The sequence below is a fragment of the Lentzea sp. NPDC042327 genome (assembly GCF_040647275.1).
Taxonomy (GTDB): domain Bacteria; phylum Actinomycetota; class Actinomycetes; order Mycobacteriales; family Pseudonocardiaceae; genus Lentzea.
This window is the reverse complement of the sequence record NZ_JBEZBX010000010.1, coordinates 108,942-124,285: the sequence shown is the minus strand read 5'-3', so window position 1 is coordinate 124,285 and position 15,344 is coordinate 108,942. Positions and strand designations below refer to the sequence as shown.

Annotated in this window: 15 protein-coding genes; 5 read left to right on the top strand and 10 right to left on the bottom strand. The window is 71.0% G+C overall.

What is annotated here, in order from left to right; translation table 11 throughout:
- Positions 1–2: 2 nt before the first annotated feature.
- Positions 3–653, bottom strand: coding sequence for a response regulator transcription factor (locus AB0A63_RS25635; RefSeq protein WP_360395841.1), 651 nt, complete (start codon positions 651–653; stop codon positions 3–5).
- Positions 650–1,828: a PspC domain-containing protein gene (locus AB0A63_RS25630; protein WP_360396065.1), complete on the bottom strand. Its 1,179-nt coding sequence runs from the start codon at positions 1,826–1,828 to the stop codon at positions 650–652. The genes AB0A63_RS25635 and AB0A63_RS25630 overlap by 4 nt, the downstream gene beginning before the upstream one ends.
- A gap of 132 nt (positions 1,829–1,960) precedes the next feature.
- Between AB0A63_RS25630 and AB0A63_RS25625 the strand changes: the two genes are divergently transcribed.
- The 4 genes from AB0A63_RS25625 (at position 1,961) to AB0A63_RS25610 (ending at position 4,883) form a co-directional block, all read left to right on the top strand.
- Positions 1,961–3,136: a PspC domain-containing protein gene (locus AB0A63_RS25625; RefSeq protein ID WP_360395839.1), complete on the top strand. Its 1,176-nt coding sequence runs from the start codon at positions 1,961–1,963 to the stop codon at positions 3,134–3,136.
- Positions 3,129–3,332: a hypothetical protein gene (locus AB0A63_RS25620; protein WP_360395838.1), complete on the top strand. Its 204-nt coding sequence runs from the start codon at positions 3,129–3,131 to the stop codon at positions 3,330–3,332. The genes AB0A63_RS25625 and AB0A63_RS25620 overlap by 8 nt, the downstream gene beginning before the upstream one ends.
- A gap of 133 nt (positions 3,333–3,465) precedes the next feature.
- Positions 3,466–3,744 carry a DUF4365 domain-containing protein gene (locus AB0A63_RS25615; RefSeq protein WP_360395836.1) on the top strand — a complete coding sequence of 93 codons (279 nt, stop codon included), beginning with the start codon at positions 3,466–3,468 and terminating at the stop codon, positions 3,742–3,744.
- The gene (locus tag AB0A63_RS25610; RefSeq protein WP_360395834.1) at positions 3,729–4,883 is read left to right on the top strand and encodes a hypothetical protein; all 1,155 of its coding nucleotides are present in this window, start codon (positions 3,729–3,731) and stop codon (positions 4,881–4,883) included. The genes AB0A63_RS25615 and AB0A63_RS25610 overlap by 16 nt, the downstream gene beginning before the upstream one ends.
- 48 nt (positions 4,884–4,931) lie before the next feature.
- On the opposite strand, the gene guaA is transcribed toward AB0A63_RS25610, so the two are convergent.
- Entirely contained in the window at positions 4,932–6,491 is a 1,560-nt protein-coding gene (gene guaA, locus AB0A63_RS25605; protein ID WP_360395832.1) for a glutamine-hydrolyzing GMP synthase, read from the bottom strand.
- A gap of 188 nt (positions 6,492–6,679) precedes the next feature.
- On the opposite strand from guaA, the gene AB0A63_RS25600 reads away from it, so the two are divergent.
- Complete coding sequence (locus AB0A63_RS25600; protein WP_360395830.1) at positions 6,680–8,125, top strand: aldehyde dehydrogenase family protein; 1,446 nt, start codon at positions 6,680–6,682, stop codon at positions 8,123–8,125.
- A 13-nt stretch (positions 8,126–8,138) separates the two neighbouring features.
- On the opposite strand, the gene AB0A63_RS25595 is transcribed toward AB0A63_RS25600, so the two are convergent.
- The 7 genes from AB0A63_RS25595 to AB0A63_RS25565 all read right to left on the bottom strand — a co-directional run bounded on the left by AB0A63_RS25595 (position 8,139) and on the right by AB0A63_RS25565 (position 15,283).
- Positions 8,139–9,464 (bottom strand): FAD-binding oxidoreductase, encoded by a 1,326-nt coding sequence (locus AB0A63_RS25595; protein ID WP_360395828.1) that lies wholly within the window; start codon positions 9,462–9,464, stop codon positions 8,139–8,141.
- A gap of 64 nt (positions 9,465–9,528) precedes the next feature.
- Entirely contained in the window at positions 9,529–10,782 is a 1,254-nt protein-coding gene (locus AB0A63_RS25590; protein WP_360395826.1) for an FAD-dependent monooxygenase, read from the bottom strand.
- A complete protein-coding gene (locus AB0A63_RS25585; protein WP_360395824.1) occupies positions 10,779–11,738 on the bottom strand; it encodes an MBL fold metallo-hydrolase in 960 nt (319 codons plus the stop codon). The genes AB0A63_RS25590 and AB0A63_RS25585 overlap by 4 nt, the downstream gene beginning before the upstream one ends.
- A gap of 28 nt (positions 11,739–11,766) precedes the next feature.
- On the bottom strand, positions 11,767–13,443 hold the full coding sequence (locus AB0A63_RS25580) for a GMC family oxidoreductase (RefSeq protein WP_360395822.1): 1,677 nt from the start codon (positions 13,441–13,443) through the stop codon (positions 11,767–11,769).
- Between the two features lie 55 nt (positions 13,444–13,498).
- Positions 13,499–13,702: a hypothetical protein gene (locus AB0A63_RS25575; RefSeq protein WP_360395820.1), complete on the bottom strand. Its 204-nt coding sequence runs from the start codon at positions 13,700–13,702 to the stop codon at positions 13,499–13,501.
- A gap of 39 nt (positions 13,703–13,741) precedes the next feature.
- The gene (locus AB0A63_RS25570) at positions 13,742–14,089 is read right to left on the bottom strand and encodes a hypothetical protein (RefSeq protein ID WP_360395818.1); all 348 of its coding nucleotides are present in this window, start codon (positions 14,087–14,089) and stop codon (positions 13,742–13,744) included.
- 60 nt (positions 14,090–14,149) lie between these two features.
- A complete protein-coding gene (locus AB0A63_RS25565; RefSeq protein ID WP_360395816.1) occupies positions 14,150–15,283 on the bottom strand; it encodes a GuaB3 family IMP dehydrogenase-related protein in 1,134 nt (377 codons plus the stop codon).
- Positions 15,284–15,344 lie beyond the last annotated feature (61 nt).

The following is a 15,344-nucleotide window of genomic DNA, read 5'->3' as shown; positions in this document are numbered from 1 at the left end:
CTTCAGACCAGTCGGCGGTCGGTGGCCCAGCGGGAGAGCTCGTACCGGTTGGAGAGCTGGGTCTTCCGCAGGACGCTCGACACGTGCGTCTCCACCGTCTTCACGCTGATGAACAGCTCGGACGCGATTTCCTTGTAAGCGTAGCCACGGGCCAGCAGCCGCAGGACGTCGCGTTCCCTGGGGGTCAGCAGGTCGAGCTCGGGGTCGCTGATCGGCGCGGCACCCGGCCGGTCGGCGAACGCGTCCAGGACGAACCCGGCGAGGCGCGGGGAGAACACCGCGTCGCCCTCGCTGACCCGCACGACCGCCTTGACCAGCTCCTGGCTGGAGATCGTCTTGGTCACGTACCCGCGCGCACCGGCGCGGATGACGTTGATGACGTCCTCGGCGGCGTCCGAGACCGACAGCGCGAGGAACGTGACCTCGGGGATCTTGGTCCGGATCTGCCGCAGCACCTCGGCGCCGCCGCCGTCGGGCATGTGCACGTCGAGCAGCACGACGTCCGGCTTGAGGTGGGCGATGCCCGCGACCGCCTCGCCGACGCCGCCCGCCTCGCCGACCACCTCGACCTCGTCGGTGATCGTGTCGAGCTCGGCACGCACCCCCGCGCGGAACAACGCGTGGTCGTCCACCAGGAACACCCTGACGCTCATGTCCTGGCCTCCGTCTTCCTCGGCATCTCGAGCTGCACCTCGGTCCCCTCACCGGGCGCGGTCCGCAGCCGCGCCTCGCCACCGTGCCTGCTCATCCTCCCCCGGATGCTGCCGGCGAGGCCATGCCGGTCCTCCGGCACGGTGTCGGGGTCGAAGCCCTTGCCCCGGTCGCGCACGAACACCGTCACCTTTTCGGGTTCCACCTCCGCGTACACGCTGACCTCGGCCACGCCCGCGTGCTTGGCCGCGTTGACGATCGCCTCCCGCGCCGCCTGCACCAGCGGGATCAGCCCGTCCTCCAGCTCGCAGTCGCCGACCACGACCTGCTGCACGGCGATGGCGAAGTCGTCCTCCACCTCGGCGCAGGCCTGGGCGATGGCCACGCTGACCGTCTGCGGCTGTTCGCCCACCTCACGGCCGTAGAGCCAGCTGCGCAGCTCCCGTTCCTGGCTGCGGGCCAGGCGCTTGACCTCGCGTGACGACTCGGCCTGCTTCTGGATGAGCGCAAGCGTTTGCAGCACGGAGTCGTGCAGGTGGGCGGCGATCTCGGCGCGTTCCTCGGTGCGGATGCGGGCCCGGCGCTCGGAGTCCAGGTCGCGCACCAGCCGCATCCACAGCGGCACGGTGAGCACGGCGACGCCGATCAGGGTCGCGAGCACGGAGAGCACGACCGTGGAGAGGTTCTGGAGGGAGTCGTTGGCGACCAGGAACGCGGCGACCCCCGCCACGACCAGGGCACCACCCGCCAGCGTCCGCACGATCCCCGTCTTCCCCTGGGCCATCGCCCCGTCACGCCACCGGCGCCGCTGGGCCTCGTCGGCCTCCCGCCACACGACGGCGGCCCCCACGAGCGCCACGGCGATCGGGCCGGTGATCCAGCCGCTCCAGCCGCTCGCACCGCCGTTGATCAGGCCGGTGAAGACCGCGACGCCGATGCCGACGGCCGCGAGCCCCACTGCCTGCTGCCACTCCTTGCGGTCCTGCTCGGTCTCGGGCTCCGCCACCGGCGACTGCGGGACGAACATCCACAGCAGCGCGTAGGCGATGATCCCCACACCGCTGAACGCGGCGAAGACGGCGAACACCAGGCGCACCCAGAAGACGGGTGCGCCCAGGTGGTTCGCCAGCCCGCTCGCGACGCCCGCGATCACCCGGCCGGTGCGGCGGCGGCGCATCGGCTCGATCCCTGCACTCACCACCTGATCGTCACACGTCCCGGCGGGTTGTTCATCAGGGATGACCCCGGTTCGCGGAATCAGGGCTGCTCCCTGATGTGGTTCGCGCTCCGGCAGCGCAACCTTGTCGTCGTGAGCGGGACTGAGAAGGCAATGCAGGGCGTGGCGGACACGCTCAGGGAGTTCTGGGCCCACCGGCCGGTGCGGCCCCGTGCAGGGCGGAAGCTCGGCGGCGTCGCCACCGGCATCGCCCTGCGCTACCAGATCGACCCGGTGATCGTGCGGATCGCCTTCGTCGCGCTCGCGTTGTCGGGCGGCGTCGGCCTGCCGCTGTACCTCGCGGGCTGGCTGGTGCTGCCGGAGGAGGGCGACGCGGTGTCGCCGCTGGAGGCGCTGGTCCACAAGGGACAGAGCGAGATGCCGCCGGCCAAGACGCTGTTCCTCGGCATCCTCATGTTCCCGGCGCTCGCCTTCACGTTCGGCAGCGGCGGCTTCCAGGTCGTCGTGACGCTGGCGGCGGCGGTCGGTGGCGTGTACCTGCTGCAGAAGAACCGGGGACACCTGCAGCCGGCGACGACGCTGGCCGAACCACCGCCGGTGCCACCGGTGCCGGGGGCACCGGCCTGGGACCCGCTGGGCGCCGCCCCGTTCGCGTGGGACCTGCCCGAACCAGCACCCGCCCCGGCCCCGCCCCCCGCACCGCGCCCGCGCAAGCCGCGGATCGGCCTGGCGACCCTGGGCGTGATGATGCTGGTGGTCGCCGGCTCCGCCATCGCGGCCCCGGTCGTGCCGTGGTTCACCGCGCCGCACGTCATCGGCCTGGCGATCGCCGTGCTGGCGGCCGGCCTGCTGGTCGGTGCCTTCACCGGCGGCGGTCGCGGCCTGGTGTGGCTGCTGGTCCCGCTGGCGGTGGTCGGCTTCGGCGTGACCGCCGTCGACTTCGACGGCCCCACCACGGTCAGCAGCATCTCCCCCACGCCCAAGACGCTCGACGAGGTGCAGGCGAAGTACTCGATCGGCGTCGGCAGCGTGCTGCTGGACCTGCGCGAACTGCCGGACTCCGGTTCGGTGCAGACCGCCGTGAACGCCGACCTGGGCGAGGTCGTCGTGCACGTGCCGAAGACCGCCGACGTCACGTTCACCTGCGACGCCACGTCCATCGGCGAGCTCGACTGCCTCGACCGCAAGGCGGAGGGCGGCGCCGTGCAGGTCGAGGGCAAGGACCTCGGCGACGACGGCGAAGGCGGCTTGAAGATCGACCTGGACGTTCGCACGAGCGTCGGAGAGGTGAGGGTGCTCCGTGGCTGAGCAGACTTCCGGACAGGCCGTGCGCCGCCGGATCGACGTGGTGGGCCTGGTGTTCGGCATCGGCGGGCTGCTGACAGCGGCCTACGTGCTGAGCGACGGGCGGTTCTGGTTCGACTTCCGGTGGGCGCTGGGAGGGACGGCGATCCTGGTGGGTGTGGTCCTGCTGACCAACTCACTGCGCCGGCGGCAGCGCTGACCGAACGGACGAGGCCCCCGGCGTCCTGCCGGGGGCCTCGTCACGCTTCCGGGTGACGAAGATCGATTCCTCCCTGCGTCGGACCGGCCGCTCCCTATGGTGCTGCCAGTTCGCCGCCACGAGGAGGGAGCCCATGGCCGACGGAAGCGGCAGCGCGGAAGCACCACTTGACGAAGGCTTGCCGTTCACAGCTCGTCAGGAGCAGTTCGGTCTCGCTTTCGTGAAGATGATCGCTGCTGCGGCCGACTGTTCGATCAAGTGGCACGCAACCGACTACGACGGCGTCGACATCACCATCTCGTCGTCGACCGAGTACGTGAAGTACTACTGCCCGGAGTTCGAGCTCCAGCTCAAGTGCACCACGCAGCACGACCGGCTTCGCGACACACACTCCACATGGACGACCTGGTGAGCAGCCCGTCACTCGACGACTACCGCGAACTCGCCGAAAGCCTCCACCCGCTGGCGGTGCAGCAGTACCTCGCTGCCAACGACTGGCAACTCGAAGCACAGGTTCCCGACGTCCGGCAGATCTGGCGCCTCCACGACCGAGCACGGGTGATGCTCCCCCTGGCAACGGACTTCGTCGACTTCGCCCAGCGCTTCCGCGACACCCTCCGGTCGTTGGCCACCGTGTACGACTGGGATCCGCAGCGGCTGGCCGAGCGGATCACGGTGACCCGTGCCGACCTGTTCTTCGTCCGGTTCGACCAGATCATGATCGACGGAACGCTGCCGTTCAAACAGGCGGAGAGAACCCTTGACGGCCTGTTCAAGATGATGAAGGCCGCTGCCACCTCGGCCGACGATCCGACGCATTCCCACCGAGGCCGCCGCTCCAGCACGGTGAACGACTTCCTGGACGACGACATCCGGCTCGGGCACACCAAGCGCGGCAGTTTCGTCTTCACGGTCGTCACCCGGCTCGGAGATCCGCTGCCCGATCACGAGGACGGCCCGGAGGGCCCCTTCCAGCGCCGCGTGATGGAAACGCTCGCCACGGGTCTGCACGCGGCCAGGGACCTCTCGCTGAGCTGGAACCCCGGTGCGGTCGAACGTGCCGCGGAACAGGGACTCAGCGCCAACCTCGTGGAGTCGCTCCAAGATCTGACGGAGTCGGACACCCTGCGCGAACTGGACCTCTCGTTCGACTGGGCGGCGAGCGCGCCGCCGCCGGAGGTCCCCTCCTCCCGCATCGTGATCAACCGCGATGCGATCGCGGGGCTGCCGCGTGTTCGGGAACATCTGGTGCGCCGTGAGGAACCGCCGAGCACCGAGACACTCGTCGGCCAGGTCCGCTCGCTGACGAGGGAGGAGTCGAGCGGCGACGACCAGGAGGAAACGACGATCGTGCTGAGCGCCGAGGTCCGGGGGCGCACACGAAAGATCCACATCCCGTTGAGCGGGGACGACTACGGCTGGGCGATCTTCACCCACACCAACGGACTGCCGTTCACGGTGACCGGCAACCTCGCTTTCGAGCGCGGCGCGTGGCGGTTGACCGGACCGGTCGCGGTCGACTCCAGTTTTCTCCGGCACCGGCAGCGCTGATCGAACGGACGAGGCCCCCGGCGTCCTGCCGGGGGCCTCGTCACGTGGTCACTCCCACTCGATGGTGCCCGGCGGCTTCGACGTCACGTCGAGCACCACGCGGTTGACCTCCGCCACCTCGTTGGTGATCCGGGTCGAGATCCGCTCCAGCACCTCGTAGGGCAGGCGGGTCCAGTCGGCGGTCATGGCGTCCTCGGACGACACCGGGCGCAGCACGACCGGGTGGCCGTAGGTGCGGCCGTCGCCCTGGACGCCGACGCTGCGGACGTCCGCGAGCAGCACGACCGGGCACTGCCAGATCTGCCGGTCGAGGCCTGCCGCGGTGAGTTCCTCGCGGGCGATGGCGTCGGCCTGGCGCAGGGTGTCGAGGCGGTCCTGGGTGACCTCGCCGATGATGCGGATGCCGAGGCCGGGGCCGGGGAACGGCTGGCGCTGCACGATGGTCTCGGGCAGGCCGAGCTCGGTGCCGACGCGGCGGACCTCGTCCTTGAACAGCGCGCGCAGCGGTTCGACCAGCTCGAACTGCAGGTCGTCCGGCAGGCCGCCGACGTTGTGGTGCGACTTGATGTTCGCGGTGCCCGCGCCGCCGCCGGACTCGACGACGTCGGGGTAGAGGGTGCCCTGGACGAGGAAGCGGTAGTCGCCCTCGGCCTTGAGGTCGCGCTCGGCCTGTTCGAACACGCGGATGAACTCGCGGCCGATGATCTTGCGCTTCTCCTCCGGGTCCGTGACGCCGGCCAGGGCGGTCAGGAACCGCTCGCGGGCGTCGACGGTCACCAGGTTGATGCCCGTCGCGGCCACGTAGTCGCGCTCGACCTGGGCGCGCTCGCCGGAGCGCAGCAGGCCGTGGTCGACGAAGACGCAGGTGAGGCGGTCGCCGATGGCGCGCTGGACCAGGGCGGCGGCCACGGCGGAGTCGACGCCGCCGGACAGGCCGCAGATGGCCTTGCCGTCACCGATCTGCTCGCGGATGCGGGCGACCTGCTCGTCCACGATGGACGAGGTGGTCCACTGCGGGCGCAGGCCGGCGATGTCGTGCAGGAACCGGCGCAGCACCTCCTGGCCGTGCGGCGAGTGGTGCACCTCCGGGTGGTACTGCACACCGGCGAACCGGCGTTCGGTGTCCTCGAACGCGGCGACCGGGGCGCCCTCGCTGGTCGCGGTGACCGTGAAGCCCTCGGGGGCCTTGGTGACGGCGTCGCCGTGGCTCATCCACACCGGGTGGCTCGCGGGCAGCTCCGTGTGCAGCGCGCCCGCCTCCGCGGTGACGCCGAGGTCGGTGCGGCCGTACTCGCGGGTGCCGGTGTGCGCGACCTCGCCGCCGAGGGCGCGGGCCATCGCCTGGAAGCCGTAGCAGATGCCGAAGACCGGGACACCGGTCTCGAACAGCTTGGCGTCGACCTGCGGCGCGCCCTCTTCGTAGACGCTCGACGGGCCACCGGACAGCACGATGGCCAACGGGTTCTTGTCGAGGATCTCGCTCACCGTCGCGGTGTGCGGGACCACCTCGGAGTAGACCTGGGCCTCGCGGACGCGGCGGGCGATCAGCTGCGCGTACTGGGCGCCGAAGTCGACGACGAGAACAGGGCGGTTGCTGGTGTCGGACACGGCCTAAGGATGTCATGCGCCGCAGGTCGGGCGCCTACCGGTGGCCGGGTTGACCAGGTGTTCGAGACCGGACCACCAGACGTGGGAACGGGTTGCGGTCCCCGGTGAGGTTGGCCACGCGGGCGGACCCCGAAGGCAGTCGCGCGCTCAGCGGGTGCCAACCGGCGGTCAGGGCCTACCGTGAGCCCATGGACGCGTTCACGCCACAACCGAGGCCGTGCTGGATCGCCGGCCGTCCCGAACAGGGCGAGCAGGCGCTGGGTGTGTTCCACCCGTTCGACGGCACCGAGGTGGCCTCGGTCGCCGTGCCGAGCCCTGACCAGGTGGAACGTGCCGTCGCCGCTGCCCACGCCGTGGCCCGCGAGTTCCGCAGAACACCGGCGCACGTGCGCGCGACCGCGTTGCAGCAGGTCGCGCAGGCCCTGACCGACCGCGCGGAGGAGATCGCCGAGACGATCACCGCCGAGAACGGCAAACCGCTCAAGTGGGCCGAGGTCGAGGTCCAGCGCGCGGTGAACACGTTCCGGTTCGCCGCCGAGGAGGCCCGCCGGTTCAGCGGCGAGGTGCAGCGGCTGGACACCGACGCGGGCGGCGAGGGCCGGATGGCGATCGTGCGCCACGTGCCGCGCGGTCCCGTGCTGGCGGTGGCACCGTTCAACTTCCCGCTCAACCTGGTGGCGCACAAGGTCGCGCCGGCGCTCGCGGTGGGTGCGCCGGTGGTTGTGAAACCCGCCTCGGCCACGCCGCTGAGCGCGTTGCTGCTGGGCGAGGTCCTCGCCCAGACCGACCTGCCGGAGGGCGCGTTCTCCGTGCTCCCGGTGCGGGGCAAGGACATGGAGAAGCTCGTCACCGACGAACGGCTGCCCGTCATCTCCTTCACCGGGTCGACGAAGGTCGGCTGGTCGCTGATGGACTCCGCGCCGCGCAAGCACGTCGTGATGGAGCTGGGCAGCAACGCCGCCGCCGTCGTCTGTCCTGATTGGACGGACCTGGACTTCGCGGCGCAGCGGATCGCGACGTTCGGCAACTACCAGGCCGGGCAGTCGTGCATCGCGGTGCAGCGGGTGGTCGTGGACCGGTCGGTGGCCGGGGAGTTCGTGCCGAAGCTCGTCGAGAAGGTCGCCGCGCTGCGGACCGGCGACCCGCACGACCCCGAGGTCGAGGTCGGGCCGCTGATCGACGAGGACAACGCGCGCCGCGTCGAGGAGTGGGTGCTGATGGCCGCCGACGCGGGCGCCAAGGTGCTCACCGGCGGCAAGCGCACCGGCGCGACGGTCGAGCCGACCGTGCTGACCGACGTGCCGATGGACGCGAAGGTGTGGCGCGAAGAGGTCTTCGGGCCGGTGCTCGTGGTGTCCGTGGTCGACGGCGTCGAGGAGGCGTTCGCGCAGGTCAACGACTCGAAGTACGGGTTGCAGGCCGGGGTGTTCACCCGTGACGTGCAGGTCGCGTTCGAGGCGGCGGCCGAGCTGGAGGTCGGCGGCGTGATCATCGGTGACGTGCCGTCCTACCGCGCCGACCAGATGCCCTACGGCGGCGTGAAGGGCTCGGGCACCGGGCGCGAGGGCGTCCGGTCGGCGATGGAGGACTTCACCGAGGAACGGGTGACCGTCCTGACCGGAGTTCAGATCTAGGCACGGGATCGCGCTACAGCCCCTGGGCGAACGCGAGCACCCGGTCGGGGTCGTAGCGGCGGCGCACCTCCCGCAACCGCGGGAGGTTGCGGCCGTAGTAGGCCCTCGCCCAGTCCGGCATCTCCGGGTCCACGTAGTTGACGTACCCGGTGGTGCCGGTGCCGAGCCCGTCGCGCAACGACGCCAGGATCCGCCGGCCCTCCGCCTCGGTGCGGCCGTCCACGACGTTGACGTAGCACTGGGCACTGGCCTTGGCCCGCCGGTGCGGGAACGCGGTCGCGTCCGGTGCGACCCGGCCGAGCGCGCCGCCGAACGAGTCGAACTGGATGCGGTACCGGCTGCCGCCCCGCAGCAGCTCGTCGACGCGGGAGCCGGGCACGTGCTCATAGGCCATCCGCGACGACGCCACGAACGCGGCACCGGTCTCGTCGCCGCCCGCGTAGAACCGCATGGCCTCCAGGTAGGTCAGCTCCTCGACGACCCGCTGAGTGCCCTTCGGCATCCGGTCGAGCAACGGGTGCAGGTCCTTCGCGGGACCGAGGTAGGTGCCGCCGACCGCGGTGCTGGTGGGCGTGCCGGAGAGCGTCTCGCAGATCGCCCACAGCTCGTCCGGGGCGTCGGCGAACCACTCCTGCCACGCGTCGACCACGTCGGCGGTCGCGCCGTCCGGGTACAGCAGCAGGAAGCGGGTGATGTCCGGCGCGGGCACGCTGCGGAACGTGAACGACGTGACGATGCCGAAGTTGCCGCCGCCACCGCCGCGCAGCGCCCAGAACAGGCCGGGCTCGGAGTCCGCGGACGCCGTGCGCACGCAGCCGTCCGGCGTGACGATCCGCGCGCTGAGCAGGTTGTCACAGGTCAAACCGTACTTGCGGCCGATCACGCCGATGCCGCCGCCGAGCGTGAGACCGCTGATGCCGACGGACTTGCAGGTGCCACCCGGCACCGCGCGGCCGCGTGCGCCGATGGTCTCGTAGAGGTCGCCGAGCCGGATGCCGCTGCCGACCCGCACGTCGGTGCCGCGGAAGCGCACGTCGTTCAACGCGCTCACGTCGACGACGAGGCCGTTCTCCGGCACCGAGTAGCCCGCGTAGCTGTGCCTGCCGCTGCGGGCGGCGACCGGGATGCCCTGGTGCGAGGCGAAGTCCAGGCACGCCTGCACGTCCTCGGTCCGCACGCACCGGGCGATGGCGGCCGGCCTGCGGTGGGCGTAGACCGTGTTGAACGGCAGCCGCAGCGCGTCGTAGCCGGTGTCCTGCGGCAGGACGAGCCGCTCGCCCAGCCTGCGCCGCAGCCTCCCCCAGTCCGTGTCCGCCGCGGCGGTGCCACCGATCCCCATGCCCGCGACCGATAACCCGGTTCCCCGTAAGAAAGTCCTTCTGCTCATCCCCATGTGGTCCAGTTCACCAGCCCAGCGCGCGACGCGTCACCTCATCGCTCGCCGCGGTGCCGGCGACGTGACCGTCCGGCCTGATCAGGCGGCCGTCCCGCACCAGGAACCCCGGCCCGGCCACGCGAGATCCCGCGATCAGCTCGCCGCCATCCGTGGTCAGCGGGGAGTCGGTGTAGGCGAACGGGGTGAACAGCTTGCCCGAGTCGATGCCCTCACCGGACTCCAGCGCACGCTGCCGTTGCGCGCGCTCGTCGTCGTTGCCCGGCACCAGGAAGCGCATGGTGGCGCCGGTGATGCGCAGGTTCTCGTCGGCGGCGGCACCGCGCTCGACGTCGTAGGACCGCAACAGACCCGGCCCGGCCTCGCCGTTGCGGTCGGCGGCGATCTTCCACGCCGCGTTGTCCGCGTCGCAGATCCCCGAGTTCAGGCCGCGCGCGCCGAACGGGCTCATGACGTGCGCCGCGTCGCCCGCGAGCAGGACCCGGCCGACGCGGAACGTCGCCGCTCGCCGCTGGTGGAAGCGGTACGTGGACTGCCAGACGACCTCGTACGGCTTGTCGCCGACGATCGCGCGGAGGTGGTCGTCGGTGAGCTCGACGTACTCGGCGACCTGCCAGTCGATCCGCCACACGCCGTCCGGTTGCGGGTGCAGCAACACCTGGCGGCCTGGGTTCCACGGCGGGTCGAAGTAGAAGCGGCGTTCCGGTGCCGGGAAGTCCAGGTCGACGCGCACGTCGGCGATGATGAACCGGTCGTCGAACGAGAAGCCCTCGAACGGCACGCCGAGCAGCCGCCGCACGGTCGAGTGCGCGCCGTCCGCGGCGATGCAGTGGGTGCCGGCGATTCCGTCCGATGTGGACACACCGTCGGCGTCCCAGGTCAGGCCGGTGACCTCGTGGCCGTAGCGCAGCTCGACCAACGGCTCGGCGCGGACCCGCTCCTCCAGGATGCGCTCGACGACGGTCTGCGGGGTGTTCACGAACGGCGGGAAGCCCGCTGCCGCCGGGAAGGTCAGGGTCGCCACCTCGCGGTCGCGGTGGTAGGTCCGGCCGGTGTACCAGGTGACGCCGGCGTCGGCCACGGCCTGCCCGGCGCCGACCCGTTCGAGGACCTCCAGCACGTCGCGCTGCACGCAGATCGACCGGCTGCCCACGCGGGACCGCTCGGTGGCCTTCTCCAGCACCACGCTGGGCACACCGGCGCGGGCCAGCAGCAGCGCCGCCGTGAGCCCGACCGGGCCCGCACCGACGACCAGCACGGTCATTGCAGGGCGTCCCAGACGGCGCGGTCGCGGCGCGCGGTCCAGATCTCCGGCCAGTCCTTGCCGTCGCACTCGTCCCAGTAGCGCTGCACGTCGAACGGCAGGCAGTGCTCGAAGATCGGCCAGCGGCCGTACCGGGGCGCCAGGGTCTCGCGGGCCAGCTCGAAGGCCTGCTTGAGCGTGCCGCCCTCGGCGTGCACCCCGCCGACCGTGCGGCGCAGCTCGTCCAGGAAGTGCCTGCTCTGCGCGATCGCGGCCTCGACCTCGATCCGGTCGCGGGCCACCTTGCCGCGGCCACCCACCAGGACCTCGGCGCCGAGGTCCTCCACGTTGTCCAAAGTGGACGTCGCCCACTCGTCGTGGAACGCGTCACCGGTGTAGAGCGCGGCCTGCGACTCGACCAGGTCGCCCGCGAAGAGGATGCGCTGCTGCGGCAGCCACGCCACGACGTCGCCCGCGGTGTGGCCGCGGCCCAGGTGCTGCAGCACGAGGTCGCCGCGTTCGCCGCCGAGCGGGATGGTCATGCGGTCGGAGAACGTGAGCGTCGGCCAGGTCAGGCCGGGGATCTCGGCCGGCTGCTCGAACAGCCGCGGCATGCGGCCGTACTCGCTCTCCCAGTCCTGCCGGCCGCGTTCGGCGATCAGGACCCGCGTCATCTCGTGCGCCACGACCTCCTGCGCGTCGAACGCGCTGGCGCCCAGTGTGCGGACGGCGTGGTAGTGGCTCAGCACGAGGTAGCGGACCGGCTTCTTCGTGTGCTTGCGCAGGGTCGCGAGCCAGCGGCGCGCGGCCGCGGGGGTGGCGCGCGCCTCGAAGCAGATCAGGAAGTCGTCGGCCTCGATCGCACCGACGTTGGGGTCGCCTTCGGCGGTCAGGGTGTAGACGCCCTCGGCGAGCTCGACGAAGACCTCGTCCTTGTCGGCGAGGTCCGCGCTGGAAGCGAACGGCTTCTTGGCCATGCCTCCACGGTAGCCAAAGTGATCGAGGTCAGGACACCTCCACGATCGGCAACCGCAGCGCGGCCGGGGCCTGCTCGGGGACCGCCGGGGTGCGCGGCTTCGCCGGGTTGATCCGCCGGTACGGCTCGCCCTGCGCCGGCCGCTGGTCCCGCTCACCCTTGTTCGGCCAGAGCGAGAACGCCCGCTCCGCCTGCGCGGTGATGGTGAGCGACGGGTTCACGCCGAGGTTGGCGCTGATCGCCGCACCGTCCACAACGGACAGACCGGGGTAGCCGTGGACCCGGTGGTACGGGTCGATCACGCCCTCGGCCGGGGTGCTGGAGATGGCGCAGCCGCCGATGAAGTGCGCGGTCAGCGGGATGTTGAACAGCTCGCCCCAGGTGCCGCCGGCGATGCCGTCGATGTGCTCGGCCGCGAGCAGGTTGGCCCGGTGGCCGGCCGGGATGAACGCCGGGTTGGGCTCGCCGTGGCCCTGCTCGCTGGTGAGCTTGCCGCGCTTGAGGAACGTGGTGATGGAGTTGTCGAGGCTCTGCATCACCAGCAGGATCACCGTGCGCTCGCTCCACCGGTGCACGCTGAGCAGCCGCAGCAGCTTGAGCGGGTGCTTGACCGCTTCGCGCAGGAACTGCAGCCACCTCGGCACGCTCGCCGAGCCGTCGGTGGCGAGCGTCTGCAGCAGGCCCATGGCGTTGCTGCCCTTGCCGTACCGGACGGGCTCGATGTGCGTGATCTCGTCGGGGTGGATCGAGCTCGTGATCGCGACACCCCTGGTGAAGTCGTTCTGCGGGTCCACGGTGTACCGCCCGGCCCCGATGATCGCCTCGGAGTTGGTGCGGGTGAGCTCGCCGAGCTTGGCCGAGATCTTCGGCAGCGTGGTGGCCCTGGCCCGGTGGAGCAGCTGCTGCGTGCCCCAGGTGCCGGCCGCGACCACGACCTGGTCGGCGGTGAACGTGGCCCTGGCGCGGCCACCGGTCTGCTTGGCCTGGACCGTCCACCGGCCACCGGACTCGCTCAGCCCGGTCACCGTGGTCAGCGGGAAGACCTTCGCCCCGAGCTGTTCCGCGAGGTAGAGGTAGTTCTTGACCAGCGTGTTCTTGGCGCCGACCCGGCAGCCGGACATGCAGCTGCCGCACTCGGTGCAGCCGGTCCTGGCCGGTCCCGCACCACCGAAGTAGGGGTCCTCCGCCGGCTTGCCGGGTTCGCCGAAGAAGACGCCGACGGGCGTGGGGTGGTAGCTGTCCTCGACGCCCATGTCCTTCGCGACCTTCCGCATGACGACGTCGCTCGGTGTCGTGGTCGGGTTCGTGACCACGCCCAGCATCCGGCTCGCCTGGTCGTAGAACGGGTCGAGCTCGGCCTGCCAGTCGGTGATGTGCGCCCACTGCCGGTCCTCGTAGAACGGCTTGAGCGGCCGGTACAGCGTGTTCGCGTACACCAGGCTGCCGCCGCCGACGCCCGCCCCGGCCAGCACCATCACGTTGCGCAGCAGGTGGATGCGCTGGATTCCGAAGCACCTGAGCTGCGGCGCCCACAGGTACCTCTTCAGGTCCCAGCTGGTCTTGGCGAACTCGTCGTCGGCGAAGCGACGGCCGGCTTCGAGCACGGCGACGCGATAGCCCTTCTCGGTCAGCCGGAGCGCGGCCACGCTCCCGCCGAACCCGGAGCCGACGATGACGACGTCGAAGTTACCGGCGAGTTCACCCATGTACCGGAGAGTAGGCGTTACTTCGGGTAACGCCTAGTCCCCCATCGATTCAGAGTCAGAGGACCAGGCCCTCGATGACCCACACCGAGAACGCCACGACCAACGCCATGATCACCAGTCCACCGCAGATGAACAGCGCGAGGGCCTTCCAGCCGATGCTGTTCTCGTCAGCGGTCTCCTCCTGCACCTCGTCGACCTCGGGCTCCTCGACCGTGTCGACGCTGCTGTTGTCCTTGCCGAACAGGGCATCCAGTTCCACGCACTACAGGACGCACGGGACACCGGTTCGGTTGCAAGATCAGCTCTGCGCCCAGGCCGCGACCGGGAGGCTGAGGTAGACGCCCACGTCGAGCAGGCCGGTGGCGTTCACGACGGCCGTGCACAGACCGTCGACCCGGTCCTGCCGGTTGGCCGCGCGGCTCTCGAACCACTTCGACCTGACCTCGACGACGATGTCCATGCCGGTCGAGTCGAACGGTCCGCGCGGCCGGAAGCGCAGCTCGACGTCACCGGGCTGGAGGTTGCCGTCGTAGGGCTCCTCCGGGCATTCGACCGCCACCGAGACGGCGTGCGGGAGCGTCGCGGCGAGGTCCTTGAGCAGGGCGTGGGGGATGTGGGGGGCGTACGTGATCTCGACGAGCGGCACGGGACCCAGCAAAGCAGAAGGGCGCGTCCCAACCGGAACGCGCCCTTCCGCAGCAGACGACTAGCCCCGGATGGTCAAGCCGACCTTCTGGAACTCCTTGAGGTCCGAGTAACCGGTCTTCGCCATGGCCCTCTTGAGCGCGCCGAACAGGTTCGTCACGCCGCGCGGGTCCGACGACGGCCCGAACAGCAGGGTGCGCAGGTCGAGCTCCTGGTCCACGGCCTCGGCGACGAGGCTGCGCGGCACCGACGGGTGCGCCGACGACGCGGTCCAGTACAGGCCCTGACCGGGTGCCTCGGTCGCGGCGGCGAGCGGCTCGCCGAGCATCACGGCGTCCGCACCGCAGGCGATGGCCTTCGCGACCTCGCCGGAGGTCTGCATGCCGCCGTCGGCGATGACGTGCACGTACCGGCCACCGGTCTCGTCGAGGTAGTCGCGGCGGGCAGCCGCCGCGTCCGAGATGGCCGTGGCCATCGGCACGCCGATGCCCAGCACCGAGTCCGTGGTCGTGACGCCGGGCGAGTAGCCGTAGCCGACGATCACGCCCGCCGCGCCGGTGCGCATGAGGTGCATGGCCGTGCGGTAGTCGCCGACACCGCCGGCGATCACCGGGACGTCGAGGTCCGCGATGAACGACTTCAGGTTCAGCGGCTCACCGTCGCGCGACACGTGCTCGGCCGAGATGATCGTGCCCTGCACGACCAGGATCTCGACGCCCGCGGCCAGCAGGTCCGGGGTGAGCTCGGCGGCGCGCTGCGGGCTGACCCGCGCCGCCACCGTGACGCCCGACTCGCGGATCTGCTTGATCGCCTCGGCGATGAGGTCCATCCGCAGCGGGGCGGCGTGCAGCTCCTGCAGCACCTTGACCGCCGCTGCCGGGTCGTCGCTGTCCTCGGTGGCCTGCACGAGGCGGAACAACGCCTCGTCCACGTCACCGTGGCGGGCCCAGAGGCCCTCGGCGTTGAGCACGCCGAGTCCGCCCAGCTCGCCGATCGCGACCGCCGTGCCCGGCGACACGATCGCGTCCGTCGGGTGGGTGATCAGCGGGATGTCGAAGCGGTAGGCATCGATCTGCCACGTCGTGGAGACGTCCTTCGACGACCTCGTCCGACGCGACGGGATGATCTCGATGTCGTCCAGCTCGTAGGCCCGCCTCGCGGTCCGGCCCATGCCGATCTCGACCAGATCGCGCACCTGTTGTTCTCCTTCGTCCGGGGGTCTGGGGGCCGCCCCCAGAGAAAACACGGCGGGCGAG

What these genes read in the sequence shown, in the direction of transcription:
- AB0A63_RS25610 (WP_360395834.1), top strand. Translation starts at nt 3,729, where the DNA reads ATGGACGACCTGGTGAGCAGCCCGTCACTCGACGACTACCGCGAACTC.
- AB0A63_RS25615 (WP_360395836.1), top strand. Translation starts at nt 3,466, where the DNA reads ATGGCCGACGGAAGCGGCAGCGCGGAAGCACCACTTGACGAAGGCTTG.
- AB0A63_RS25590 (WP_360395826.1), bottom strand. Translation starts at nt 10,782, where the DNA reads ATGACCGTGCTGGTCGTCGGTGCGGGCCCGGTCGGGCTCACGGCGGCG.
- AB0A63_RS25580 (WP_360395822.1), bottom strand. Translation starts at nt 13,443, where the DNA reads ATGGGTGAACTCGCCGGTAACTTCGACGTCGTCATCGTCGGCTCCGGG.
- AB0A63_RS25585 (WP_360395824.1), bottom strand. Translation starts at nt 11,738, where the DNA reads ATGGCCAAGAAGCCGTTCGCTTCCAGCGCGGACCTCGCCGACAAGGAC.
- AB0A63_RS25600 (WP_360395830.1), top strand. Translation starts at nt 6,680, where the DNA reads ATGGACGCGTTCACGCCACAACCGAGGCCGTGCTGGATCGCCGGCCGT.
- AB0A63_RS25595 (WP_360395828.1), bottom strand. Translation starts at nt 9,464, where the DNA reads ATGGGGATCGGTGGCACCGCCGCGGCGGACACGGACTGGGGGAGGCTG.
- AB0A63_RS25630 (WP_360396065.1), bottom strand. Translation starts at nt 1,828, where the DNA reads ATGCGCCGCCGCCGCACCGGCCGGGTGATCGCGGGCGTCGCGAGCGGG.
- AB0A63_RS25635 (WP_360395841.1), bottom strand. Translation starts at nt 653, where the DNA reads ATGAGCGTCAGGGTGTTCCTGGTGGACGACCACGCGTTGTTCCGCGCG.